This is a genomic window from Breoghania corrubedonensis, from assembly GCF_003053845.1.
Taxonomy (GTDB): Bacteria; Pseudomonadota; Alphaproteobacteria; order Rhizobiales; family Stappiaceae; genus Breoghania; species Breoghania corrubedonensis.
Window position 1 is genome coordinate 1037027 of record NZ_QAYG01000001.1, and the last position, 24381, is coordinate 1061407.

The following is a 24381-nucleotide window of genomic DNA, read 5'->3' on the forward strand; positions in this document are numbered from 1 at the left end:
GCGGAGGCTTCCCGATGACCTGGAACCGCCTCTCACTTTGAGGGCGGAGCAGACAGGTCCGCGTTTCTCGCCGGCGCTCACTTGCCTTGCGAAAGGACAGGAGGGCAGCACGGGGCGATCCCCCGGAAATCGGGGAGATTCGCGGACCTGGTTTCACGAATGCGGACGACTACGATCTGCCGGGTTAACGCGCGCGCCACCCCGGGTTTGCCTGCGCGGTGCGGGCGGAGGCACTGAAGCGCGGTCTCATCCTCTTGACCCGCGGCATTTTGGGCAATGTCATCCGCGTCCCGACGTCGCCGGTCGCGACGACGGGCGAGGGAGCGCCGGGCTCAGCGTATAGCTGCGCGCCGTCCCCCTGCCCCATAACTGTGGAAGCCGGCCTCAGATCGACTGGTTGTAGTCGCCGACTTCCTCGTTCTCGCGCAGCACCGTATCGACGATCTTGAACATGGCGCGCATGCGCGCCTCGGAGACCGGACTTTCCACCACCACGACGAGTTCCGGCTTGTTGGACGAGGCCCGCACCAGACCCCAGGTGCCGTCCTCGGCCACCACGCGGACGCCGTTCACCGTGATAAGGTCGACGATCGGCTGGCCGTCGATCTTTTCGCCCTTCTCCTGCATGGACTTGAAGCGCGCGACGACCTTGTCCACCACATCGTACTTCTTCTCGTCGTCGCAATGGGGCGACATGGTCGGCGTGCCCCAGGTCTTGGGGAGGTCGTTTCGGAGATCCGCCATCGACTTGTCCGGATTGCGGTCGAGCATGTCGAGGATGGCGAATGCCGAGACGAAGCCGTCGTCGTAGCCCCGCCCGATCGGCGCGTTGAAGAAGTAATGGCCGGATTTCTCGAAGCCGACCATGGCGTTCAGTTCGTTCACCCGCCGCTTGATGTAGGAATGGCCGGTCTTCCAGTAGTCGGTCTTCGCGCCGTTCGCGATCAGGACCGGGTCGGTCAGGAACAGGCCGGTCGACTTCACGTCGACGACGAACTGTGCGCCGGGATTGAGCCGGGAGATGTCGCGCGCCAGCATGACGCCAACCTTGTCGGCGAAGATCTCCTCGCCGGTATTGTCGACCACGCCGCAGCGATCACCGTCGCCGTCGAAGCCGAGGCCAACGGCGGCGCCGGTCTCGCGCACCATCTCGGCGATGGCGTGCAGCATTTTCATGTCTTCCGGGTTCGGATTGTAACGCGGGAAGGAATGGTCGAGCTCGCAGTCGAGCGGCACCACATCCGCGCCGATGGCGGACAGGATACGCTCGGCGAAGGCACCAGCCGTGCCGTTGCCGCAGGCCGCCACCACCTTGATCGGGTGCTTCAGTTTCGGCCGGTTGGTGAGGTCCGCGATGTAGCGCTCGGGGAAATTCTCGACGAAGCAGTAGCTGCCGCCCCCCTTCAGATCGAAGGCGGCTTCCAGCACGATCTCCTTCAGCCGGCCCATCTCATCGGGGCCGAAAGTCAGCGGGCGCGCGGCGCCCATCTTGACCCCGGTCCAGCCGTTGTCGTTGTGCGATGCGGTGACCATGGCGACAGCGGGAACGTCCAGCTCGAATTGGCCGAAATAGGTCATCGGCGTGGTGCAGAGGCCGATGTCATGCACCTTGACGCCGGCCGCCATCAGGCCGGTGACGAGCGCCATCTTGATGGAGGCGGAGTAGGAGCGGAAATCGTGGCCGGTCACGATCTCCGGCTTCACGCCCATCTCGTGGAGCAGCGTGCCCAGGCCCATGCCCAGGGCCTGCACCCCCATGAGGTTGATTTCCTTCTCGAACAGCCAGCGCGCGTCATATTCGCGAAAGCCGGTCGCCTTGACCATCGGCGAGGATTCGTAGGCGTAGGTGTTGGGCGTCAGCGTTGCGGCCGGCTTGGGAAACATGGAGGCTCCTGAAATCGCTCAATGCGTCTTTGACGAACGGTATAGGATGGTGCTGCGACCAAAGGAAGGCGGCGCAGGCACCGACTGTGCTGAAACGAAGAATACCGCCATTGGTTCCGCAAACGAGACAGAGTCCCCGCCGGGGCGCAGATCGCGGGCAACGTGGATTATTGCTGCATCACCAGTTCGCCACCACGCATCTCCACGTTCTTCAACTGGCGCAGGAAACTCATGCCGAGCAGCGCGGAGGAAAGGGCGCCGCGCGGGGCGATGAGCGCGGGGACGTCATAGACGCGGATGGTGTCGATGCGCACTTCACGGAGCGTTACGGGTGCGCTCTTCTGGATGCCGTTGGCGGTGGATATCTCGACCGTGAATTCGGAGTTTCCGGGCCGCAACCCGAGCCGCGCAGCCTCCTCGTAGGGAAGCGCGACGGCCGTGGCGCCGGTGTCGACGATCACGTCGATGAAGCGGTTGTTGATGCGCGCGACGGCGGCGAAGTGGCCGTTGTCACCGGCATCGAGCACCACCGTTCCATACCCGGAGGGCCGGTAGGCCGGCTTTGCGGCGACCTTTGCGGGTTCCTCCGTTTGCGGCAGCGCATCGACGCCCCATTGCACGAGCGTCGGCCCGGCCAGAGCCGCCGCTATGATCAGTACCAGAACAAGGACAAAACGTTGCATCGCCCCAAAACCCGTCATTTTCCGCAGACGCGTTGTGCCACGACGAGCGTTAGCGGGGCGTGAAAAGCGACAAGGGGGCAAGCATCGTGGTTAGCGGTGCATTAACGCGGCATATGCATGCTCGACCGGTTCGCTCTACGCCGGTTCGCCCACGATCGCGCAAGGGGCCATCCTTATCTGATTGAGATTGTCCATGATGGCCGTTTTGCCTGAAAATCGCCGCCTTGGCGCGGTCTGGCTTTTGCCCAGCCCTGATCTTCCCGCGTTGCTGTGGAGCCTGCCTTGATGCGAAACGTTCTTGCCGCCTTCTCGCTTTTTCTCCTGCTCTCCGGTTGCGCGGGCGGACTGCCGGGCTTCGAGGACAAGGCGGAGCTGACGCAGGTGCCGGTGGATGAGCAGGCCGCCCTTTCGCGCATCAACGGCTATCGCGCCCAACAGGGCCTGCCCGCGCTGACAATCTCGCCGGCGGTCACCGTCGCGGCGCAGGACATGGCCGACTACATCGCGCGGCGCGACAAGCGGAAATCGCCGCTCCACAGCAAGAACGGCCTCTTCAAGCGACTGAGCGAACACGGCATTCGCCACGATGCGGCGGCGGAAAATCTCGGCTACGGCTACCAGAGCTTCGAGGCCGCGTTCAAGGGCTGGCAGGGCTCGCCCGGCCACGACAAGAACCTGCTCAACCCGTATGTCACCGAGATCGGCATCGCCCGCACCACCCGGCCCGACGGCATGTGGCGCAATTTCTGGGCGCTGATCATGGTGCGGCCGGAGCGCTGACGCGGTCTTTTGAATCGTATTAACGGATTCATCGAATCCGTCTCGAATATCTCTCGCATTTCTCGAAAATCACAGAAGGTCCGCGAAGCCTCAGGCCGTCAGGTGGGCGAAGGCGGAAACGACGTCCTCATAGACCTGGCGCTTGAACGGAATGATCAGCTCCGGCAGCCTCGCCGCCTGCTCCCAGCGCCATTGGGAAAATTCCGGCTTGTTGCCTTCGGGCGGCCGGATGACGTCGATCTCTCCCTCGTCGCCTTCGAAGCGGAAGGCAAACCAGCGCTGGGCCTGTCCGTGGTAGCGGCCCTTCCAGCTTTTGCGGGCGACCGGATCGGGCAGGTCGTAGGTGTACCAGTCGGGCGCTTCGGCGAGCAGCGACACGGATTTGACCGAGGTCTCCTCGTAAAGCTCGCGAAGGGCGGCGGAAAGCGGCTCCTCGCCGGCATCGATCCCGCCCTGCGGCATCTGCCAGCTGTGGGTCGCGTCGACATGTTCCGGCCCGCCCTTGGTGCGCTTGCCAACCCAGACCAGGCCGGCGGGGTTGATCAGCATGATGCCGACGCAGGGGCGATAGCAGGGAAGAGGGAGATCGGTCACGGGAGGATCCTCAGGAAGCCTGGATGGAGCATACCTTCGGTGTAGACCAACCGCCGCCGCGTTGAAATCGCATAGATGAGGAAAAACCGGCGTTACGAATTGTTGTGGCGCACGCCGGCGGTGAGCGGGACCAGTTGCAGTCCCCTGGCCTGCAGGCTCTTGGCCCACTGACTGATGCGGTCGATGGAAACCGGCAGGGCCGAGGCATAACCGACCGCGAAGCCCTTGGTGCGGGCCACCGCCTCCAGCTCCAGCAGCCGGGCATCGATCTCGTCACGCGAAGGATTGCGGTCGATCGCGAGGTCGGCCCGCAGGAACGGCGTGTTGGTGGTATTGGCGAGCGAAGAGGCGACGGAACGCGAGGAGGAGCCGTCGTCCAGATACATCAGCCCGCGCCGGCCGACCTCCTCCAGAACCGGCTGGAGTGCCTCGGGCGCGGAGGTGAAGCGTCCGCCCATCTGGTTGACCACGCCGACATAGTTGGTGATGCGGCTCATCAGCCAGTGCAGGCGGTCGATGTTCTGCTGGTGGGACTGATCGACCAGAAGCGTGTGCGGGCCGGGATCGTTGTCGGGATAGTCGAACGGCTCCAGCGGCACCTGAAGCAACAGTTCGTGGCCGTCCTGACGGGCGCGGGCCTGCCAGTCCTTGAGGTTGTCGCCATAGGGTGCGAAGGCGAGGGTGACATCGGAGGGCAGCTTTTCCAGCGCCAGATTGGTGCCCGCCTCGCTCAGCCCCAGGCCGCCGACGACAATCGCGATGCGCGCGACCCCCACGGCTTCGTTGTCGAAGGGGCGGGCATAGAAATCGAGCGCGCGCGCGCCATTGTCCGCCATCTTGGGCAGAATACCATAGCGCCCGCTCTCCGCGATGCGGGCATCGGGATCGACCGTCAGCGCCTGCACGTCGCCTTCCGACGGGTTGAGGACGGCCCCGGCCGGCGGCAATACCGGCTCGAAACGCGGGCCGCCATCGCCGTGGCCCTCGCCCGGCTGCGCCAGCGGCTTGCCATCCTCGCCCACATCGGGGCGGATGCCGACAACGGTGATGTCGCGGGCGGAGACGCCGCTTACGGAGGTCTTGTTGAGAACGACGACGGCCGACGGCTCGCCACCATAGGGATCGTCGACGACGGCGACCCAGATCCCGACGGTGACCGTCAAAACCGTGATGATCACGATGCCGATCAGGCCAAGCGGAATGCGGAAGCGCCGCTTTCCGATGCCCAGGCCCAATGGGGCTGTCAGGTCGTCCCCGGCCATGATCCGTGTTCCGCCACTTTCCATTTACGCCATCGCGCAGGCAAGCCCGGCCCCGCCGCGTTGTTCCGCGACAGCAGTCGGGCGCACGATAGGATCAGCCTAACGCGCTCATGGTTAACATTTTCTAAGCGATCGCAACCGTCAGTCGCGCAACGCAGGCAAGCGACCTGCGCGAGCAACGCCCCCGGCGCGCGAAAAAGGATAGGCCGAATGCGGGCGCGGGCCATCCGACGTTTTCCGTAAGGTGGTTCAACGAAGATGTGTCAGGGCGCCGCGCCGGAGCTGCCGGATCGGGGCTGCCGGGTCGGGGCACGCGGGCGCCAGAACCGCGAATGACGCTCGATGCGAACGAAAAGGCCCGCATCGGATATCCGATGCGGGCCTCCAGATCTTGCGTATCTGCCAGAGCCTGTGTGGTCGCGGACACGACGCCCTGACACCTCGAAGACGAGAACGCCTTGAAGACGAGCGGCTTTCCCGCCTTCAGATGAAGCCACCTGAAGGCGCGTCGTTGCGGCGGCTCAGTTCGGCACGCCGGCGGCGGGGTCCGGCGGGAAGGCCTTGTTGGCCTGCAGACCGCGCAGCAGCTCGTAGGCGAAGTTCAGCTGCTTGTCGTCCTTCGGATCCTTCGGGACGTAGGCCTGGCTGCCGGTCTTTTCGGTGCCGTCGTCGGAACCGAGGTGGCCGCGCAGGGACGCTTCGCCGCGCGTCTCGACCTTGCCCTTCAGTTCGTCGGGAAGCTCCTGCTTCACTTCGATATCGGGCGTGATGCCCTTGGCCTGGATCGAGGTGCCCGAGGGCGTGTAGTAGCGCGCCGTTGTCAGGCGGATGGCGCCGTTGGGACCGAGCGGAATGATCGTCTGGACCGAGCCCTTGCCGAAGGACCGCGTGCCGACGATGGTCGCGCGGCGGTGGTCCTGCAACGCGCCCGCGACGATTTCCGACGCCGAGGCGGAGCCGCCATTGACCAGCACGATGACCGGCTTGCCGTGCGTCATGTCGCCGGAACGCGCATTGTAGCGCTGGCTCTCGTCGGCGTTGCGGCCGCGCGTGGAGACGATCTCGCCGCGATCGAGGAAGGTGTCGGACACCGCGATCGCCTGATCGAGCAAGCCGCCGGGATTGTTGCGCAGGTCGACAACGAAGCCCTTCAGTTCCTTTTCGGGAACCTTCTTCTCGATATCGTTGATCGCATCCTGCAACCCGTCGAAGGTCTGCTCGTTGAACTGGGTGATGCGGACGTAGCCGATATCCTTTTCCTCGTGCCAGCGCACGGAGCGGATGCGGATGATGTCGCGGGTGATCGTGATCTTCAGCGGATCCTCGACGCCCTTGCGACGCACCGTGATATTGATGTCGGTCTTGACCGGACCGCGCATCTTCTCCACCGCCTCGTTGAGCGTCAGTCCCTGCACGGGCTCGCCGTCGAGCTCGGTGATGACGTCGCCGGCCATCACGCCGGCGCGGTAGGCCGGAGTGTCGTCGATCGGGGTGACGACCTTGACGAAACCGTCTTCCATCGTGACCTCGATGCCGAGACCACCGAATTCGCCGCGCGTCTGGACCTGCATGTCGCGGAAGCTCTTCGGCGACATGTAGGAGGAGTGCGGGTCAAGCGAGGACAGCATGCCGTTGATCGCCGCCTCGATCAGTTTGTGATCGTCCGGCACTTCGACATAATCGGCCCGGATCCGTTCGAAGACGTCTCCGAACAGGTTGAGCTGCCGATAGGTGTCGGAAGCGGCCGCTTCGGCCTTGGAGCCGATAACGAACTCCGTCTGGGACAAGGTGATCACCGCCGCCGCGCCCATCAGCGCGCCGACAAGCATCAGCGAGGCTTTCCGTATCATCCGCGAACCTTTTCGTCTTCCGGCTTGGCCCACCAGGGCGAGGGGTCGATTGAGCTGCCGTCTTTTCGGAATTCAATATAAAGCACCGGCCGCGTCGAACCGAGGTCCAAAGTGGCAGCGCTGGCGAGTTGTGTCGATCCCATCGATCCGATGGGTTCTCCGGCCAAAACAAACTGACCGAGTTCCGCATCGATCTTGTCCATGCCCGCAAGCAGGACATGATATCCGTCGCCTGCGTTCAGGATCAAGAGTTGGCCGTAACTGCGGAACGGTCCCGAATAAACAACCCATCCATCGCAAGGCGCGGTGACGCGGGCATCGTTTCGTGTTGCGATCGACAGCCCTTCGGCCGGTGTGCCGAGGCTGTCCTCCTCGCCAAAGGCGCGAAGCGGCGCGCCGGCGACGGGAAGATGAAGCTTTCCCTTGGTGTCGGCGAAGGCGACAGCAGGGGCGAGACGGCCGGGGTCGGCGAACGGATCGGAGTTCTTCGGCTTGCCGGCGTTTTCCTTCGCCGCCTTGGCCGCGGCTTCGGCCGCCTTGCGCGATGATTCGATTTCGCTCTCCAAAGAGGCGATCAGCCCCTTCAGCGAGGTCGCCTTCTTCGCCAGTTCCCGCGAGCGGCCGGTTTCCTCGGCGAGCTTGCGGCGTGATTCGTCGGCTTCCTCGCGCTTGGCCTTCAGCAGAAGCTCGATGCGGGTCTTTTCCTCCGCAAGGCGCGAGCCGTCGCTCTTCAGCCGGTCGCGTTCCCCCGCGATGCGGCCCTCCAGCTTGGTGAGTTCGCCGAGATCGACGGCCAGCGCCTCCGCCTCGTCGTGGATACCGGGCATGACCGCGTTGAGCAGCATGGCCGAGCGTACGGCACCGAGCGCGTCCTTGGGGCGGACGGCGAGCGCGGGCGGCGGACGACGGCCGATGCGCTCCAGCGTCGCCAGCACCTCGGCCAGCACATCGCGGCGCTCGTGCAGCGAGGCGCGAACGGTGTCGGCATTTTCGTGCAGTCGCAGGAGCCTCGCTTCCGTGGCGCTCAATTCTTCTTCCAGAGAATGGACGCGCTGGGCAGTGCGAAGAAGGTCCGCATTGAGCGCGTCGCGGTGGCGGTCAATCGTGTCGATCTGGTGCTTGAGTTCGCGCTGACGGGTCTCGCTCAGCGTAATGTCATCGGTCAGCGCGGCGAGTTCCTTCTCCCGCGCCTCTTTGCGTTCGGCGGGATCGAGGTCGGAAAGATCGGCCCCCTGGCCGTTATCCGCCCCGTTTTCGGACCCCGTCTGCGTTCCGTTTTCCTGCGTTCCGTTTTCCGGACCCTTCGCCGGAGCGACCTCTTGCCCTGCCCCCGTCTCGGGCGCCTGGGTGGCATGCGCGCCTGGCACGAAGGCGGCTGCCGCCGCCGCGCCCGCCAGCACGAGCCCTCCCGCGAAGATGAGAGCGCGCATACGCTGCCGCGCGCCCGGCACAAGACGCGACGCGCCCTGCATGGGTCGATCCCATTCCCGCCTTGCGGCGGCCGATCGCACCATACGTGCGGCGATCACCTGCACCTCCGTTTCGACCCGTGCGCAATCCCCGTGGCCGGCCCGATCATGGCGGAGCCTTCATTCGGTTGGACCCGTCTTCATTCGGGCCCGGATCGCGCGATCCCATCAGGATCGCATGCGGAGCGTTAACGATCCGTCAACCATAAGACGTCGCGGATCTCGCCGAAAGGCACCTCTTACAGTGTCTGGTTTTTCGATATCGCCGGATTGCGGCAACAAGCGGGCGCGCGGGCCTTGTTGTAACCGGGGAAAATCCTTAGGTCCGTCACGGTATGGTGAGGAGACGTCCCGCCGATGCGCTCGTCTTCGCCTGCCGATACGGACCGCTTCGGCTTGCCGTCCTGCAAATGCGCGCGCGTAGCGGACGCAAGCGGGCGCGAGGGGAGGCGCCACCGACAGGCTCACGCCCGGTGATAGGGGTGCCCCGACAGGATGGAGATCGCGCGGTAGATCTGCTCGGCCATCATGATGCGCACGAGTTGGTGCGGCCAGGTCATCGGGCCGAAGGCGAGCGTCATGTCGGCGGCGTCCAGAAGCGCACGGCCATGACCGTCGGCGCCGCCGATCGCGAAGACCAGAGCGCCCGCGCCCTCGTCACGCCAGCGGCCGATGCGGTCGGCGAATTTTTCGGAAGGGAGCGTGCGTCCGCCCTCGTCGAGCGCGACGAGAACACGTGGCGCGGGCAAGGCCGCGAGCAGGTTCTCGGCCTCCGCCTGCTTGCGCTCGGCCGCGCGCTGGGCGCGAGATTCGGGCAGTTCCACCAGATCCGGCCCGCTGAAACCCATGGCGCGTCCCGCCTTGCGGGCGCGCTCAAGATATCGCTCCAGCAGTTGCCGGTCGGCACCGGCCTTCATCCGGCCGATGCCGGCAATCATCACGCGCATGTCCATCGCCTCTCGTGCCACGGACGCGCGCAGACACGGATTACCGGCAGGACCGAGGATCGGCCCGGGCCGTTTGTTCGAATGCCGCCGTCAGTTCGAATACTGCGGCGTCGTCTCCGCCTCGGCCGACCACATCTTCTCGATATTGTAGAAGGTGCGGACGTCGGGCCGGAAGAGATGGACGATGATATCGCCCGCGTCGATGAGGACCCAGTCGCAATGCGGCAGGCCTTCCACGCGCGGCGCACCGAAGCCGGCATTCTTCAGATGGCGGACAAGATGATCGGCGATCGCGCCGACATGCCGGTTCGAACGCCCGGACGCGATCACCATGTGATCGGCCATCGCGGTCTTGCCCTTGATGTCGATGGAAACGATGTCCTCGGCCTTGGACTCGTCCAGGCTCGCGAGGACGGCAGACAGCGGATCCGCATATTCACCGGCGCGGACAGCTGCGACTTGAGGATCGGACAACGCCGTATCCTCACTTTTGAATGGCATGTTCAGGGGGTCGTGCCTTTCGCCATGGTTTCCGTTTCTCTCGCCCCGCGCGCTCATTCGCCGGGACGTTCACGCCACTTGGATACAGGACACTCGCGCGAAACGCTTTCGCGATTCGCAGTGTGCGGGACGTTCATGACAATCCCGCAAAGCGCCTGGCAGAGCGTGAGGAACGGTGCAAACGCAAGGTCCTTGCGCTCATGCCTTCCAAGATAAGGCACGGGCGGGGTCGATTTCAAGACTTCGCGCCCCCGCATGACGACGCAAGGAGCGCGTGCCGCATCGGGCGGGTGTCGCGATCGCTTCAGATCTTCCACGCCCCGCTCCGCCGCAGCTCGGTGGAGGACGCAGGGTCGCGCGGGGTGTGGAGGAAGGTCCAGGCGGGCGTCGGGCCGCCGGGAAGATCGGCCGCGTCGCGTTCCGGCACCCGGAAACGGGCATAGGTACACGCCGCACGCGCCGACAGCGCGGCAAGCTCCGCGCCCGGCCGGTCGACGATCGCCACGGGAACCGTGTCGATGATCGAGCGCCAGTTCTGCCAGCGGTGGAAGGTCGCCAGATTGTCCGCCCCCATCACCCAGACGAACTTCAGATCCGGCCGGCGCTGGCGCAGCGCCACCACGGTCTGGGCCGAGTAGGCGGTGCCGAGCCAGGCTTCCCAGGCGGTGACCGTCACGCGCGGATCGTCGGCGCAGGCGGCGGCCAGGTGGACGCGGGTCTCCAGCGGTGCCAGCTCGGAGATGTTCTTCAGAGGATTGCCCGGCGTGACCAGCCACCAGATACGGTCGAGCTTCAGCCGGCGCATGGCCGTGCGCGAAACCAGCGCGTGGCCGGAATGGGGCGGATTGAACGACCCGCCGAACAGGCCGACGCGCTGGCCGTAGCCGGCCGGCGGCAGCCGCATCCATTCCGGCGGAGTGCCGGTCCGCCAGCCTCCCTGGCCGGAAAGGAGATCGTCGCGCGGCGGTGGTGTCACGGGCGGGTCTGGCCGTCGCCGTGGACGCGGTACTTGAAGCTGGTGAGCTGTTCCAGCCCGACGGGGCCACGCGCATGCATGCGCCCCGTCGCGATACCGATCTCTGCGCCGAACCCGAATTCGCCGCCATCGGCGAACTGGGTGGAGGCGTTGTGAAGCACGATGGCGGAATCGACCTCCGCAAGGAAGCGGTCGGCGGTCGTCTGGTTCTCCGTGATGATGCAGTCGGTGTGATGCGAGCCGTGGGTCTCGATATGCTCGATGGCTTCATCGAGCCCGTCGACGACCTTCACCGAGATGATGGCGTCGAGATACTCGGTCGTCCAGTCGGCCTCCGTGGCGGTTTCCGCGTCGGGCACGAGCGCGCGCGTTTCCGCGTCACCCCGGATGACGCAGCCGGCGGCCTTGAGCGCGTCGAGGAGCGGTTTCAGGTGCGTGGCGGCGCAGGCGCGGTCGATCAGAAGCGTTTCCGCCGCGCCGCAGATGCCGGTGCGCCGCATCTTGGAATTGACGACCAGCGTCACCGCCTTGTCGAGATCGGCCTCGCGATCGACGAAGATGTGCACAAGGCCTTCCAGATGCGCGAAGACGGGCACGCGCGCTTCCTGCTGCACGCGGGCGACGAGGCTCTTGCCGCCGCGCGGCACGATCACGTCCACATTGCCGTTGAGACCGGCCAGCATGTGGCCGACGGCGGCGCGGTCGGTGGTGGGCACGAGCTGGATCGCCGCATCGGGCAGGCCTTCTGCGACAAGGCCGAGGCGAAGGCACTCGGCGATCGCCTGCGAGGTGCGGAAGGCGTCCGACCCGCCGCGCAGGATCGCCGCGTTGCCCGCCTTCAGGCACAGCGCGCCGGCATCCGCCGTCACGTTCGGCCGGCTTTCGTAGATGACGCCGATGACGCCAAGCGGCGTCTTGACCCGCTCGATATGCAGACCGTTCGGCCGGTCCCAGGCCTCGGTGACGCGGCCGACGGGATCGGCCAGCTCCGCGATCGCCTCGATACCGGCGGCCATCGCCTCCACGCGGGCGGCGTCCAGCGTGCCGCGGTCAATGAAGGAGCCGGCCAGCGAGCGGGCCCGCATGTCCTCGACATCGAGTGCGTTGGCGGCGAGGATCCGGTCCTTGCGGGCGCGGATGTTGGCGGCCATGGCTTTCAGCGCGGCGTTCTTGGCATCCGTTGGCGTGTTGGCGAGCCGGCGGGCGGCGGCGCGCGCCTCCACCCCGATCTGCAGCATCATCGTGCCGATGGAGCCCGTCTCGCGGGCGACCGCCTGGTTCAACATCAGTTCCATCCCTTCAAGCCCCGGCATCCCTTCAGGCCCTTGGGCCGGATGCCGGCGGGCTGCCATCGTATCCTATTCGATATCGCCGAGGATCATATCGTCGCGGTGGATCATCTCCGCACGACCGGAGTAACCCAATATGGATTCGATCTCCCGCGATTTGTGACCGACGATGCGGACCGCGTCGTCGCAGTCATAGGCGACGAGCCCGCGGCCGATCTCCCGGCCCGACGCATCCATGATACAGACCGTATCGCCGCGCTGGAAGCGACCCGAAACCTGCGTCACGCCTGCCGGCAGCAGGCTCTTGCCCTTGCGCAGCGCCCGCTCCGCACCCGCGTCGATCATGATCTGACCGGCCGGCTGCAACTGGCCGGCGATCCAGGTCTTGCGCGCGGTGGCGGGCGTTGAATGCGAGCGGAACCAGGTGCAGCGCTTGCCTTGCGAAATCGCGGCGAGCGGATTGAGCCGCTTGCCCGACGAGATGACCATGGACGTGCCCGCGCCAGTGGCGATCTTGCCGGCCTCGATCTTGGTCTTCATGCCGCCGCGCGACAGTTCCGACCCCGCCGCTCCGGCCATCGCCTCGATTTCCGGCGTGATGCGGTCGACCACCGCAATGTGTTCGGCCAGCGGATTTTCCGAAGGGGGCGCGGTGTAGAGGCCGTCGATATCGGACAGCAGCACCAGGCAGTCGGCGCTCACCATAGTGGCGACGCGGGCGGCAAGCCGGTCGTTGTCGCCATAGCGGATTTCGCTCGTGGCGACGGTATCGTTTTCGTTGATGACCGGCACCGCCTTGAGCTTCAACAGCGTGCCGATGGTGGCGCGCGCATTGAGATAGCGTCGGCGCTGCTCGGTATCGCTAAGCGTCAGCAGCACCTGCCCGGCCGTCATGCCGCGATGGGCGAACATTTCCTGATAGGCCTGTGCAAGCTCGATCTGGCCGACGGCGGCGGCCGCCTGGCTTTCCTCCAGCTTCAACAGGCCCGACGGCAGGCCGAGCACGCCACGCCCCAGCGCGATGGCGCCGGAGGAGACGACGATGACCTCCATGCCGCGCTTGGTGAGCCAGCAAAGATCATCGGCGAGCGAGGCGAGCCAGTCGCGCTTCAGCGCTCCGTTCTCGACAAGCAGCGCGGAGCCGATCTTGACGACGATACGCGAGTGATCCTCAAGAGCGAGCATCAGGGCAGCCAACCTTCCTCATCGGTGCGGGGCAGATCGTCCTCCGCTTCGCCATCGAGCGTCTCGATCGCGCGACGCACCATGCGCAGGGCTTCCGTCATGCCCTCGCCGGAGGCCGCCGACAGCAGGATCGGCTTCGTTCCTGTGGCCTCGGCAAGCGCCGCACGTTTTTCCTGGCGCGTGTCCTCATCGAGCGCGTCGATCTTCGACAGCGCCACGATCTCCACCTTGTCCTCAAGGCCGTTGCCGTAGGCTTCCAGCTCGCCGCGCACGATGCGATAGGCCTCGGCGGGATCGGCTTGCGTGGAATCGATCAAATGCAGCAGCACGCGGGTGCGCTCGACGTGCCCCAGAAACCGGTCGCCGATACCTACGCCCTCGTGCGCGCCCTCGATCAGGCCGGGAATGTCGGCCATGACGAATTCGCGCCCGTCGACGCCGACGACGCCGAGATTGGGATGGAGCGTGGTGAAGGGGTAGTCGGCGATCTTCGGCCGCGCCTGCGAGACGGAGGCGAGGAAGGTCGACTTGCCGGCATTGGGCAACCCGACAAGGCCGGCATCCGCGATCAGCTTCAGGCGCAGCCAGATCCACTTTTCCAGGCCTTCAAGACCCGGATTGGCGCGGCGCGGAGCCTGGTTCACGGATGTCTTGAAATGGGCGTTGCCGAAACCGCCATTGCCGCCGCGCAGCAGCAGAAGCTTCTGGCCGACCTCCGTCATGTCGGCGATCAGCGTCTCGTTGTCCTCTTCCAGGATCTCGGTGCCGACGGGGACCTTGAGAACGATGTCGGCACCCTTGGCACCGGTCCTGTTCTTGCCCATGCCGTGAATGCCGGTCTTGGCCTTGAAATGCTGCTGGTAGCGGTAGTCGATGAGCGTGTTGAGGCCGTCGACGCACTCCACCCACACATCGCCGCCGCGCCCGCCGTCACCGCCGTCGGGTCCGCCATATTCGATGTATTTCTCGCGGCGGAAGGACACAGATCCCGCCCCGCCATCGCCGGAGCGCACATAGACCTTCGCCTGATCGAGGAATTTCATGGAATTGAACTCAGGTTTCGCGCGCGGTCATGTTGACGTGCGACGCTGGTTGCCGGGTAAATAGCCGATTTCCTTGCGGCCGCCAAATACCTGATTGCGATTTGCGCGTGCCCTGGCCTGCCGCGTTCAGGCGGCGAGACCCGACGGTCGGAAATCCGCACGCGACAAGACCATGTCGACATGCTGCAATTCGCACATTTGCGGCTTGCAGAAAAGACGCGAAGTGCCGGTGATGGCAAAGCCGAGCTTGCGGTGCAGTCCTATGGAGGCGGCATTTTCCATAAACGCGCCCGAGCCGATCGTCTCAAAGCCATACGTATCAAAGGCATGGGCGAGGACATGGCTCACCGCCTCGCTCATCAGCCCGCACCGCCAATGGGGCCGCGCGAGCCAGAATCCGATTTCCGGCTCCCCCTTGAGACCGCGCATTTCCACGATACCGATGAGACCGCGCGCCTCTCTTGCGCGCAGTTCAAGCACGAGCGGAAGAGCCTCCCCCACCCGCATCTTCTCGCGCGTGCAGGCGATGAAGTCATACGCCCCCTCGAGCTCATGCGGCCACGATACGGACGCCAGCATGCGCGTGACTTCGAAGTCGGAGAGCGCGACATGGATGTTTTGCGCATCGCTTTCCACTGGCGGACGAAGGCGAAGGCGCGGCGTGAGCAATGTCACGCCGCGCGTGTCGTCGCACGCGGTCGCGTGATCGCGGATCACAGGTTCGCTCTCCAGCCCTTCAGCGCTTCCCAGGTCTTGCGGTCGAGACGGTAGGTCTCCACCGGCACGGTGACGCCGCCATGGGCGAGCGAACGCATCATGCCGCTTTCGGCGTACTGGAAACCGCACTTCTCGATGACCCGGCGCGAAGCCGGATTGGTGAGCCGGCAGGACGCCAGGATCGCATGGTGGCCGGCAATGGAAAACGCGTGGTCGATGACCGCCTGTGCGGCCTCGGTGGCGTAGCCGTGGCCCCAGAAGGGTTCGCCGATCCAGTAGCCGAGTTCCGGTTCACCGCCGTGGCCGACGGGCCCGAACTGGTATCCGCACGCGCCGATGATGCGGCCGGTGGCCTTCATGCGCACGGCGAAGTTTCCCGTTCCCGGCTCGGAATTGTTCGCGCTCTGGATCCACTTGCGGGCGTCGGTAATGTCATAGGGATGCGGCATGCGGGCCAGCATCTCCGCCACGCGACGGTTGTTGGCGAGGAATACGATATCGGCGGCGTCATCCATCGTCGGACGATCGAGCTTGAGGTGCTCGAGCGTCAGCGTCGGACGCGCCGCCGCCGACAAGCCGGGATCTTCGTACCTTTCGCCTTCGAAGAGGCTATCGCTTTCCAGAACCATGACTTTCTCCGATCAGGTCCTCGTCTGCCAGCCGGGCAAACGAAAAGGGGAGATGGGTTTTCGTCCCATCTCCCCTGATCTCAAATCGGTCAGTTCAGACCGCCGGGTCGATGAGACACCGGCAATCTGATGAAATCATATGCCGGCTTATTCCGCTGCTTCCATCGTCGTCGTCGGGAGCACGGATACGTAGGTTCGGCCGTTGGCTTTGGCTGCAAATGCAACATGGCCTTCAACCTTGGCAAAAATCGTATGGTCCTTGCCCATGCCGACATTCGTGCCGGGATGCCACTTGGTGCCGCGTTGACGCAGAATGATGTTGCCCGGAATGACGGCTTCGCCACCGAACTTCTTCACGCCGAGACGACGGCCAGCCGAATCGCGACCGTTACGCGACGAACCGCCTGCTTTTTTGTGAGCCATGACGTATCTCCTAAAACCTTGTGCGAGGCATGTGGCGCTTCCAGCGCCCGCGGGATGGCCCGCCTTGTCCGCCTCACCTTGTCCCTTGTCGCGTCCGGCTTACTTGCCGGCGAGTTCCTTGGCCTGCTCGACCCAGTTGTCGCGCTCGAAGCGGCCCTTGATGCCGGCCTCGTCCTCGACGCGCGCCACATCCTCGTCCGTCATCGAAGCGATCTGCGCGTAGGTGGTGACACCCGCCGCATTCAGCTTCTTCTCGATGGCCGGGCCGAGACCCTGAAGCTTCTTCAGGTCGTCAGCCCCGGAAGCGGCTTCGGCCGCGGCGGCCGGTGCCGCCGTCGCCTCGGACGCCTTGTCCGCAGGAGCGGCGGCTTCCGCCTTGGCCGGCTTCTTCGCAGCCTTCGCCGCCGGCTTGGCGCCGCCGGTCAGGATGTCGGTGATCCGGACCAGCGTCACCTCCTGGCGGTGACCCTTCTTGCGGCGGTAGTTCTGGCGGCGCTTCTTCTTGAAGATGATGATCTTCCGGTTGCGCGCCTGTTCCACCACCTCGGCCGCCACGGAGGCGCCCTCGACAGTCGGCGTGCCGATCACCGTATCCGTCTCGCCACCGACCATGAGCACGGTGTCGAACATCACGGTATCGCCGGCCTCGCCGGAAATCTTTTCGACCTTCAGCAGGTCGTCTGCGGCAACACGATACTGCTTGCCGCCCGTCTTGATAACAGCGAACATCGCTGACGTCCTTCATCACTTTGCCGCAGATGCCATTCGTCTGGCATGTCTTGCGGACCTTGTGCGCACCCTTCGGCGCCGCGGTCATTCGCGGACTTTGGTGGACGCGTCACCGCCGGACCGGATGGTCGTGAAGCGAGTGGAAAAGCGTCGATGAGCCTCGGGCAGCGCGTTGGGCGAGCAGAACCCGCCATTCGCGAAGCCTGCGCAATATACGGTTTAGCCCCCTCGCGTCAACGCTTGATGCGCAGATTCGCGCCGCTGGCCTGCGCTTTTTTGCGGGCCGGGCGCACAAGACCCGGCTTGCTCCTGTCCCGGACCGTATTCCCGGCACGGGCTCCCGCGCCGGGGCAAGCGCTGGTGCAACATCCGCGAAGCTTGCGCGGCGCGCGGCGGAGAGCCCCCCTCCCTGAAGCCCCGAGCGCGGAGCCGCCAGCGGTGTCGATTTCATTTTATACATGGAAAAATCGGCGGAATCCCGGGCGGGAGGGATACTTTGGCTATCGTCGAGGATTTGAGACTTCCGGCGGGCCTTGCACCGGAGCTGGCCCGTGTGTATGTTCCGCGCCGCCAGCCGACGTGGCGGACCTTGCGGAGAGGTGCCGGAGTGGTCGAACGGGGCGGTCTCGAAAACCGTTGAGCGCGCAAGCGTTCCGAGGGTTCGAATCCCTCTCTCTCCGCCATTCAGCTTTTTAATTAGCTGATTTTATTGACGTTCATTTTTTCGGCGCCTTACGGCTCCTCATGAGATTCTCGGTTTCCGCACCCGCGGATATTCACCGGCGGTTTTCCGCGTGGGAAAACTTTCAGAACATCCCGCGGCTCCAGTGCCTCCCTCATGTCGGAAGATATCGTATTCAGCGGCAATCGTTGGTCCCGCGAAGGGACACGAGATCTGATCGTATCTGCTCAAGGGACTGAGGCCGGATAGACGTGCGCGAGCCGACTACGACCGCGCCTCGCGCAGTGCTTGCCGCAAGAGTTTGCGTTCCTCGAAATCCAGGGTCACGTCGCGCATGATTGCGGCGATCGCCGTCAGGTTGCCGGTCTCGTCTTGAAACGGGACGATCGAAAACTGAACGGAGATACGCGTTCCGTTCTTGCGCACCGCAGGCACCGAAAGCAGATCTCCGGCTCCGTACACCGTCTTTCCGGTGCGCATCGTCTTTGCATAGCCCGTCCAGTGCCGCTCCCTGGTGTTTTCCGGGATTATGATATCGAGAGACTGGCCGAGAGCCTCGCTTTCGCTGAAACCGAATATGCGCTGCGCGCCGGCGTTCCAGAACCGGATAATCCCTTCCTGGTCGCAGACGACCACCGCATCGGGCATGCCTTCGAGGAGCTTGATGGCGATTTCGTTCTTTTCCATAGCCTCATGGCCCTTCGGATTTTGGCGGTCTCTCGCGACGTGTATGGAACCATGGCGACCATCTGCCAAGGCCAGCCGCCTGCACGCAACAGGGAAAACCATCAACGAGACGCACGGAACGCGGGGAAAGCTGGCGTTCGGATCATGTCCCGAAAACGGATTTCAAAGCCGCGTCCGCCGTCCATGCGAAACGTAGTGCGGGCGCGTTCCGGGCCTTCGGTTCACCCCTTTGCGCAACGGCGCCCGGCAAGGGGCGGAAGACGTCGGCATATGGTGCGGCGTGGATAGCCAATTGGAATCACGGTGTAAACTCGCGATGTGCCAGTATCGTGGAGATCGCAGACAAGTCCGCTCCGGCAGACCAGTGTGGCCGTGGGCGTGCAGTCGGGAAGCTCCCCGAACAAGAAGAACCGGCACGCGTCGGCGGGCCGGTTCTTCGATCGCGAAAGGAGCGCACCAAGCGGCGGCGCTTTCATTCTTCTCTAGAGCATATCCCGATCAGATTGAACCAATCTGATCGATAAGGATATGCGCAAGGTATTGATCTGGAGCGGTTTCTTGTCGTTCAGACGATTCCGTCTGAACGACAAGCGCTCTAGTCGGCGAGATCCACGCCGTAGAAATTGTGGGTTCCCATAGGATGGATCTTGTAGCCGATGACTTTGGGGGACATCGGCATGAAATCGATGGAATGGGCGATGGTCATGATCGGAGCCTGCTCCTTCACGATGATCTGAGCCTCTTTGTAGAGCCTCGTCCGCTCCGCGATATCGGACGTCACCTTGGCCTTCCGGATCAGTTTTTCATAAGGCTGATAGCACCAGTTGGCCGTGTTCGAGCCCCCCACCGCATCGCAGCCGAGCAGGACCGACAGGAAATTGTCCGGATCGCCGTTATCGCCGATCCATCCAAGCAGCGCGGCGCCATCGCGATTTATGTCCTTGCTGCGGCTGAGATATTCGCCCCATTCGTAGGAGACGATCTCGGCTTTGACACCGACCCTGGCAAGGTCCGCCTGCATCATTTCCGCCATGCGGTGCGCATTGGGGTTGTAGGAGCGCGAAACCGGCATAGCCCAGAGCTTCATGGTCAGATCGCTGACCCCGGCTTCCTTGAGCATCCTGCGGGCTGCGTCGGGGTCATACGGATCGTCGACAACGGCATCATTGTAGGACCAGATTGTCGGCGGGATCGGGTTCTTGGCGATCTGACCCGTGCTCTGGTAGACGGCATTGATGATGGCCTTCTTGTCGACGGCCATGTTCAATGCCTTGCGGACCTTCGGATTGTCGAAGGGAGCCTGCTTCGTGTTGTAGGCGAGATAGCCGAGGTTGAGCCCCTCCTGCGCCATCACCTTGATGTTCGGGTCATCCTTCATGGCCTGAATATCCGCGGGGTTGGGATAGGGCATGATCTGGCACTCGCCGGCCTTCAGACGCTGGTATCGCACGGACGCGTCTGGGGTAATGGCGAAGATGAGATTGTCCAGTGCGGGCGCGCCTGCCCAGTAGTCCGGGTTGGCGACATAGCGGATGACGGCCCCCTTCTGATACGAGACGAACTTGAACGGGCCGGTGCCGATCGGCTTCTCGTTCAACATCTCAGGCGTCCCGGCCTTCAGCAGATGGTCGGCGTACTCGCTGGACTGGATGGACGCGAAATCCATTGCGAGGTCGGACATCATAGGCGCTTCGGGCCGCGAGAGGACGAACTTGACCGTGTGGTCGTCGATCTTGACGATATCGCGGATCAACGCCGACAGGCCCATGGCGTTGAAGTAGCCCCAGTTGCCTCCCTCCACACCGTAGAACGGATTGTCGGTCAGACGCTGCCTGTTAAAGCTGAACAGGACGTCATCGGCGTTGAAATCGCGTGTCGGCGTGAATTCGGCGCTTGAATGGAACTTCACGCCCTTGCGCAAATGAAACGTGTACTCCAGCCGATCTCCGGAGATGTCCCAGCTTTCCGCCAGTCCGGGAACGACAGTCGTCGTGCCGGTCTTGAATTCGACGAGGCGGTTGAAGACCGGACGCGAAGACGCGTCGAAGGTCGTGATCGACGTGTAGAGCGCTGCGTCGAAACCTTCCGGCGATGCGTCGGAACAATAGACCAGCGTCTTTGCGGTGGCGGAAGACATTGTGAGTGCCGCCATTATGGCGACGGTAGCGACCCCGGTTTTGAGGTTCATGTCGTGCTCCTGTCTTGGTTTTTCTCTGAAGGTGAAGGTCCGCGCGGGGAAGGAGAACTCCGCGCGGTTTGGTGCGGCGGCTTTCCGGACCGGTCGCGGTTCGCTCTCTTCACGAGAACGACGCCACAAGCCGATTGAAGAGGAAGTCGCCGATTTCGGGAAAAATCCGCGGGCCGTGTTCGCTGATGGCCTCGCCCTGGCTCATGACCGACAGAATGACCGGCTTCGAAGAGGGCATGGCGATGCGAACAAGGTCATGTCTGTAGTATGAAGTGCGGGGATCTCCGGTCCATGAGGTGTAGCCGGCCTTGCTCCAGATCCGGGCCTCGGGGGGCAAATGGGCCCCGAGAAACTCCGACACCTGATAGCTGGGCAAGGCGGCATCCACGCGCGTGCGATCGCGAAACAGGATCTGTTGCGCCATCTCTCGCGCCTGCGCGCTCAGGGGCAGATCGCCCGAGAACAGCTCATGGAAAAGCCGGGCGCCGGCAAGTGGCGTGAGAACGTTCAGGTTGGAGCCGTCCGATCCCGCCAATTGCGCTTCGCGGCCGTAGCGGATGTCCCCCATCAACTTCAAGGTGATGTTGCATCCCGCCCATTCGGGCCAGCCGAGCTTTTCAAAGAAGCGATTCAGGTTTTCCCTCTTTTCGCGCCAGGACACAAATACCTCGGGATCCAGCGCGGTATCGCCTGTCGTATGCGTCAACAGATCGATGATGTAGTTGGTCGCCGTATTCGAAGACCAGGTGATCATGTCGCGGATGGCCTGATCCAGATCGTCCGGCCGGTCGACCTCCCCGCATTCGAGCGCGCGGAGCACGTGCACCAGATGAAACGCCTTGACCAGGCTGCAGGGGTAGCATTTCCAGGTTCCGTTGAACGCAAATCCGGCCGGCGCCCGCCTCGCTTCCGTCTCGCGCAATGCAACTAGGCCGAAAGTCCCCTCGTTGAGACCATACTCGCCGTATCTGGACAGCAATTCCGATACGGCATCGCGGCAGAGCGATGACCACTTTTCCTGCTCAGCAAAAAACATTCTTCTTCTTACTTTCCCTTGTGAACCCGGAGAGCAGGCCGGCGGCCGCCTTGTCGGCGAGGAAAATTCCCATGCCGCAGGCTGCGGTGCGCGCCTCTCTCTCGACACGTTAGACAAGGGGATCTCATCCGTATAATAATTATTATGCGCTCTAGTATTACTGAGGTGATCATGAATCTTCGCGAGATGGAGCTCTTCGGCACCTTGATGCGCGTGGGAACGACCATTGAGACGGCTCGACTCCTGGGCATCTCGCAACCCGGCGTCAGCGCCCAGCTGAAACGGCTGGAAAGCCGGCTTGGCATGGCCCTGTTTCATCGAACCGGCAACAGGCTGGAACCAACCCAGGAGGCGGAGGCGATCTATGCCCTCTCCGGGCCAATCTTTGCGGCACAAGCCCAGATCCGGGCGAAATTGCCGGCCTTGCGAAACCGTGCGACCCGACCTCTGGCCATTTCGGCAACACCCGCCCTCGTGGACGGCTTTCTCGGACCGTTTCTCGTGAAGGCGGGCTACGGGGAGTGGAAGAACGCCCTCGATCTGCGGATCAATTCACCGGAAGAGGACCTTCGCAATGGCCTGGCCGACATAGGCTTGCAGATGGCGTTCCCGCCGAAGGTCGAGTTTCATGCCTATACGGTGGGATCCAGCACACTCGTTGCAGTCATACGCGAAGACCATGAGCTCGCCCGCCGGGAAACCGTGGACTGTCGGGCCATCTCGTGCCAGCCGCTCGTTTGTTTCGACCCTGAATGGTCTCCGATGGGGGCGCATGTGCAGCGCGCCTTTTCCGCTCAGGGCCTCGTCTATTCTCCCGCTTGCACGGTTCCCTATTGCGCCAATGTCTGCGCTCTGGTGAAGGCTTGTGGCGGCGTTGGCATTGTCGACGAGATGACGGCCCGATCCTGCGAAGGCCAGGGAATGGCATGGAGACAGATCGACGGCCTCTCCGGTATTGCGATCGTCGCCTTTCACCGCCGCAACGAACCGCTCAGAGCAGCGGCAGGAAATCTTCTCAAATGCTTCCGCTCGAGCGACTGAAAGGCGTCTATATCCTCACCGCTTGCCTGACGGCGAAGTGGCGCTAGGGCGAGGGCGAAAAGGTCTTCGCACACGCTCGGACATGACCGCGAGTTGCCAAATTCCGCATGAGGCCGCAAAAGTCACTCGACAGACATCACAAAGATAGCGGTTCGCAGACGATGGACGACCTGAAGGGCAAGTTGGTGCGGGCATGCGGCTTTCATGCGCCCGCACCCGGCGAGATCGAAACGCTTGGCGACACGTTGATCGATATCGCCCGGGACGGAGTGATCCGGGACGTCGTGCGCAGCGACGAGGCTCGCTACGACAGGGTTATGAACGAAGCCAGACGCGCGGCGCGGCTTGTCGAATTGCCGAAGGGGCGGTTCCTTCTTCCCGGGCTTGTCGATCTTCATATCCATGCCCCGCAATACCCCCAGGTCGGGAATGCGCTGGATGTACCGCTGGAGGACTGGCTCCAGACCTACACGTTTCCGATCGAAGCACGCTACGCGGATGCTGCCTTCGCGCGCCGCAGCTATTCGCTGCTGGTCGAGGACCTGCTCGCCTCGGGCACAACGACGGCGATGTACTACGGAACCATTCACGACGAGGCGAACCGGTTGCTTGCCGATATCTGTATCGAAAGGGGCCAGAGGGCCCTGATCGGCAAGGTGGCGATGGACCATCCCGACCAATGCCCGGACTATTATCGCGACAAGAATGCGAAAGCGGCCATAGCCGGCACGCAAAGCCTCATCGATCATATCCGCTCCCATCCCGACAACGTGGACGGCCGGGTCTTGCCGGTCGTCACTCCTCGCTTCATTCCTTCGTGTACCGATGCGCTGCTTGAAGATCTGGGCGCGCTGGCGGCCGACCATGGGTGTCACATTCAGACCCATTGTTCGGAAAGCGACTGGGAACACGCCTTCGTGAAGGCACGTTTCGGTGCGAGCGATGCCGAAAGCCTCGACCGTTTCGGCCTCCTGCGGGAGCGAACGGTACTCGGGCACGGAAACTTCCTGTCGGCTGCCGACATGGACAGGATTCGCGCGCGCCGGGCAGCGGTTGCACATTGTCCGTTATCGAACGCCTATTTCTCCGGCGCAGTCTTTCCGCTGAAGGACGCATTGCAAAAGGGGCTTCGCGTCGGCCTTGGCACGGATATCTCCGCCGGCGCCACGGTGAGCCTTTTCGACAGCGCCCGATCTGCGATTACCGCATCGCGCATGCTGGAAACGGGGACGGATCCTGATCTCGATCCCGACAGTCGGTCACGCCATGGCGGGGCGCGGATCGATTTTCGCGACGCATTCCATCTTGCGACGGCCGGAGGCGGAGCCGCCCTTGGCCTGCCCGTCGGCTTGTTCCGGCCGGGGTTTCAGTTCGACGCCATCCTCATTGATCCCGATGCGCCGCTCGGTTCGATCCGGCTCTGGCCCGAACTTCACGACGGAGAGCAGATCCTCCAGAAAATAATCTTCACCGCAGCCCGCGCCAACATCGAACAGGTCTGGGTTGGCGGCGCGGCTTGCGCGGGAACATCCTTCGATCGCCGGGCGGATTGACGGCCCCTGCGCAGAGAACTCCCCGGGGACCTTCACGCATCGCTCCGCCAGGGAACAGACAGGAGGAGGACCGCCATACCGATGATCCCCGCAGACAATTCTCGCTTTACGACATTTCGCACGTGTTATACGCGGTAGGCACGCGCATCGCGAGGGAGGCTGACAGCAGGTTGCAGCCGACTTCCATCCCGCTTTCGGGCGAAAGAGTTGCCTGACACCGCGAGGACTTCGGA

General features: G+C 63.8%; 22 protein-coding genes and 1 tRNA gene. 4 read left to right on the forward strand and 19 right to left on the reverse strand.

What is annotated here, in order from left to right; genetic code table 11:
• Positions 1 to 384: 384 nt before the first annotated feature.
• Positions 385 to 1884: a phosphomannomutase/phosphoglucomutase gene (locus C8N35_RS04520; RefSeq protein WP_107988376.1), complete on the reverse strand. Its 1500-nt coding sequence runs from the start codon at positions 1882 to 1884 to the stop codon at positions 385 to 387.
• A gap of 167 nt (positions 1885 to 2051) precedes the next feature.
• Complete coding sequence (locus C8N35_RS04525) at positions 2052 to 2567, reverse strand: TIGR02281 family clan AA aspartic protease (protein ID WP_170122019.1); 516 nt, start codon at positions 2565 to 2567, stop codon at positions 2052 to 2054.
• 285 nt (positions 2568 to 2852) lie between these two features.
• Between C8N35_RS04525 and C8N35_RS04530 the strand changes: the two genes are divergently transcribed.
• Entirely contained in the window at positions 2853 to 3347 is a 495-nt protein-coding gene (locus tag C8N35_RS04530; protein WP_107988378.1) for a CAP domain-containing protein, read from the forward strand.
• A gap of 90 nt (positions 3348 to 3437) precedes the next feature.
• Here the strand turns inward: C8N35_RS04530 and C8N35_RS04535 are convergent, their stop codons facing one another.
• The 14 genes from C8N35_RS04535 to C8N35_RS04600 all read right to left on the reverse strand — a co-directional run bounded on the left by C8N35_RS04535 (position 3438) and on the right by C8N35_RS04600 (position 16961).
• The gene (locus C8N35_RS04535; RefSeq protein ID WP_107988379.1) at positions 3438 to 3941 is read right to left on the reverse strand and encodes an RNA pyrophosphohydrolase; all 504 of its coding nucleotides are present in this window, start codon (positions 3939 to 3941) and stop codon (positions 3438 to 3440) included.
• A gap of 92 nt (positions 3942 to 4033) precedes the next feature.
• The gene (locus C8N35_RS04540) at positions 4034 to 5203 is read right to left on the reverse strand and encodes a divergent polysaccharide deacetylase family protein (protein ID WP_170122020.1); all 1170 of its coding nucleotides are present in this window, start codon (positions 5201 to 5203) and stop codon (positions 4034 to 4036) included.
• Positions 5204 to 5724: 521 nt separating this feature from the next.
• The gene (locus C8N35_RS04545) at positions 5725 to 7053 is read right to left on the reverse strand and encodes a S41 family peptidase (protein ID WP_107988380.1); all 1329 of its coding nucleotides are present in this window, start codon (positions 7051 to 7053) and stop codon (positions 5725 to 5727) included.
• On the reverse strand, positions 7050 to 8525 hold the full coding sequence (locus C8N35_RS04550; protein WP_210203381.1) for a murein hydrolase activator EnvC family protein: 1476 nt from the start codon (positions 8523 to 8525) through the stop codon (positions 7050 to 7052). The genes C8N35_RS04545 and C8N35_RS04550 overlap by 4 nt, the downstream gene beginning before the upstream one ends.
• Positions 8526 to 8986: 461 nt before the next feature.
• Positions 8987 to 9469 (reverse strand): 23S rRNA (pseudouridine(1915)-N(3))-methyltransferase RlmH, encoded by a 483-nt coding sequence (gene rlmH / locus C8N35_RS04555; protein ID WP_107989085.1) that lies wholly within the window; start codon positions 9467 to 9469, stop codon positions 8987 to 8989.
• A gap of 90 nt (positions 9470 to 9559) precedes the next feature.
• A complete protein-coding gene (gene rsfS, locus C8N35_RS04560; protein ID WP_342753479.1) occupies positions 9560 to 9943 on the reverse strand; it encodes a ribosome silencing factor in 384 nt (127 codons plus the stop codon).
• 331 nt (positions 9944 to 10274) lie between these two features.
• On the reverse strand, positions 10275 to 10874 hold the full coding sequence (locus C8N35_RS04565) for a nicotinate-nucleotide adenylyltransferase (protein WP_107988382.1): 600 nt from the start codon (positions 10872 to 10874) through the stop codon (positions 10275 to 10277).
• 68 nt (positions 10875 to 10942) lie between these two features.
• Positions 10943 to 12232, reverse strand: a complete 1290-nt coding sequence (locus C8N35_RS04570) for a glutamate-5-semialdehyde dehydrogenase (protein WP_107989086.1) — start codon at positions 12230 to 12232, stop codon at positions 10943 to 10945.
• A gap of 72 nt (positions 12233 to 12304) precedes the next feature.
• Complete coding sequence (proB, locus tag C8N35_RS04575; protein WP_107988383.1) at positions 12305 to 13420, reverse strand: glutamate 5-kinase; 1116 nt, start codon at positions 13418 to 13420, stop codon at positions 12305 to 12307.
• On the reverse strand, positions 13420 to 14463 hold the full coding sequence (gene obgE, locus C8N35_RS04580; RefSeq protein WP_107988384.1) for a GTPase ObgE: 1044 nt from the start codon (positions 14461 to 14463) through the stop codon (positions 13420 to 13422). Before obgE ends, proB begins: the two co-directional genes overlap by 1 nt.
• A 126-nt stretch (positions 14464 to 14589) precedes the next feature.
• A complete protein-coding gene (locus C8N35_RS04585; RefSeq protein ID WP_170122021.1) occupies positions 14590 to 15180 on the reverse strand; it encodes a GNAT family N-acetyltransferase in 591 nt (196 codons plus the stop codon).
• Complete coding sequence (locus C8N35_RS04590; RefSeq protein WP_107988386.1) at positions 15177 to 15809, reverse strand: GNAT family N-acetyltransferase; 633 nt, start codon at positions 15807 to 15809, stop codon at positions 15177 to 15179. Before C8N35_RS04590 ends, C8N35_RS04585 begins: the two co-directional genes overlap by 4 nt.
• Before the next feature lie 147 nt (positions 15810 to 15956).
• Positions 15957 to 16232, reverse strand: coding sequence for a 50S ribosomal protein L27 (gene rpmA, locus C8N35_RS04595; protein WP_107988387.1), 276 nt, complete (start codon positions 16230 to 16232; stop codon positions 15957 to 15959).
• 99 nt (positions 16233 to 16331) lie between these two features.
• Complete coding sequence (locus tag C8N35_RS04600) at positions 16332 to 16961, reverse strand: 50S ribosomal protein L21 (protein ID WP_107988388.1); 630 nt, start codon at positions 16959 to 16961, stop codon at positions 16332 to 16334.
• A gap of 593 nt (positions 16962 to 17554) precedes the next feature.
• Between C8N35_RS04600 and C8N35_RS04605 the strand changes: the two genes are divergently transcribed.
• Positions 17555 to 17644 (forward strand) — tRNA-Ser (locus C8N35_RS04605).
• Between the two features lie 263 nt (positions 17645 to 17907).
• Here the strand turns inward: C8N35_RS04605 and C8N35_RS04610 are convergent.
• From C8N35_RS04610 to C8N35_RS04620, 3 genes are all read right to left on the reverse strand, one after another.
• Positions 17908 to 18432: a PAS domain-containing protein gene (locus C8N35_RS04610; RefSeq protein WP_342753487.1), complete on the reverse strand. Its 525-nt coding sequence runs from the start codon at positions 18430 to 18432 to the stop codon at positions 17908 to 17910.
• A gap of 493 nt (positions 18433 to 18925) precedes the next feature.
• Complete coding sequence (locus C8N35_RS04615) at positions 18926 to 20518, reverse strand: ABC transporter substrate-binding protein (protein ID WP_107988390.1); 1593 nt, start codon at positions 20516 to 20518, stop codon at positions 18926 to 18928.
• Between the two features lie 109 nt (positions 20519 to 20627).
• Positions 20628 to 21662, reverse strand: coding sequence for a serine hydrolase (locus tag C8N35_RS04620; protein WP_245926713.1), 1035 nt, complete (start codon positions 21660 to 21662; stop codon positions 20628 to 20630).
• 63 nt (positions 21663 to 21725) lie between these two features.
• On the opposite strand from C8N35_RS04620, the gene C8N35_RS04625 reads away from it, so the two are divergent.
• Together C8N35_RS04625 and guaD are read left to right on the forward strand one after the other, a co-directional pair.
• Entirely contained in the window at positions 21726 to 22595 is an 870-nt protein-coding gene (locus C8N35_RS04625; RefSeq protein WP_107988392.1) for a LysR family transcriptional regulator, read from the forward strand.
• A 161-nt stretch (positions 22596 to 22756) separates the two neighbouring features.
• Positions 22757 to 24148 (forward strand): guanine deaminase, encoded by a 1392-nt coding sequence (guaD, locus tag C8N35_RS04630; protein WP_107988393.1) that lies wholly within the window; start codon positions 22757 to 22759, stop codon positions 24146 to 24148.
• The last annotated feature ends 233 nt before the right edge of the window (positions 24149 to 24381 follow it).

Excerpts from the sequence above, each read along its gene's own strand:
- C8N35_RS04520 (WP_107988376.1), bottom strand. The coding sequence starts at position 1,884 with ATGTTTCCCAAGCCGGCCGCAACGCTGACGCCCAACACCTACGCCTAC.
- C8N35_RS04525 (WP_170122019.1), bottom strand. The coding sequence starts at position 2,567 with ATGCAACGTTTTGTCCTTGTTCTGGTACTGATCATAGCGGCGGCTCTG.
- C8N35_RS04530 (WP_107988378.1), top strand. The coding sequence starts at position 2,853 with ATGCGAAACGTTCTTGCCGCCTTCTCGCTTTTTCTCCTGCTCTCCGGT.
- C8N35_RS04540 (WP_170122020.1), bottom strand. The coding sequence starts at position 5,203 with ATGGCCGGGGACGACCTGACAGCCCCATTGGGCCTGGGCATCGGAAAG.
- C8N35_RS04545 (WP_107988380.1), bottom strand. The coding sequence starts at position 7,053 with ATGATACGGAAAGCCTCGCTGATGCTTGTCGGCGCGCTGATGGGCGCG.
- C8N35_RS04550 (WP_210203381.1), bottom strand. The coding sequence starts at position 8,525 with ATGCAGGGCGCGTCGCGTCTTGTGCCGGGCGCGCGGCAGCGTATGCGC.
- rlmH (WP_107989085.1), bottom strand. The coding sequence starts at position 9,469 with ATGCGCGTGATGATTGCCGGCATCGGCCGGATGAAGGCCGGTGCCGAC.
- C8N35_RS04565 (WP_107988382.1), bottom strand. The coding sequence starts at position 10,874 with ATGCGGCTGCCGCCGGCCGGCTACGGCCAGCGCGTCGGCCTGTTCGGC.
- C8N35_RS04570 (WP_107989086.1), bottom strand. The coding sequence starts at position 12,232 with ATGTTGAACCAGGCGGTCGCCCGCGAGACGGGCTCCATCGGCACGATG.
- proB (WP_107988383.1), bottom strand. The coding sequence starts at position 13,420 with ATGCTCGCTCTTGAGGATCACTCGCGTATCGTCGTCAAGATCGGCTCC.
- obgE (WP_107988384.1), bottom strand. The coding sequence starts at position 14,463 with ATGAAATTCCTCGATCAGGCGAAGGTCTATGTGCGCTCCGGCGATGGC.
- C8N35_RS04590 (WP_107988386.1), bottom strand. The coding sequence starts at position 15,809 with ATGGTTCTGGAAAGCGATAGCCTCTTCGAAGGCGAAAGGTACGAAGAT.
- rpmA (WP_107988387.1), bottom strand. The coding sequence starts at position 16,232 with ATGGCTCACAAAAAAGCAGGCGGTTCGTCGCGTAACGGTCGCGATTCG.
- C8N35_RS04600 (WP_107988388.1), bottom strand. The coding sequence starts at position 16,961 with ATGTTCGCTGTTATCAAGACGGGCGGCAAGCAGTATCGTGTTGCCGCA.
- C8N35_RS04610 (WP_342753487.1), bottom strand. The coding sequence starts at position 18,432 with ATGGTTTTCCCTGTTGCGTGCAGGCGGCTGGCCTTGGCAGATGGTCGC.
- C8N35_RS04615 (WP_107988390.1), bottom strand. The coding sequence starts at position 20,518 with ATGAACCTCAAAACCGGGGTCGCTACCGTCGCCATAATGGCGGCACTC.
- C8N35_RS04625 (WP_107988392.1), top strand. The coding sequence starts at position 21,726 with ATGAATCTTCGCGAGATGGAGCTCTTCGGCACCTTGATGCGCGTGGGA.
- guaD (WP_107988393.1), top strand. The coding sequence starts at position 22,757 with ATGGACGACCTGAAGGGCAAGTTGGTGCGGGCATGCGGCTTTCATGCG.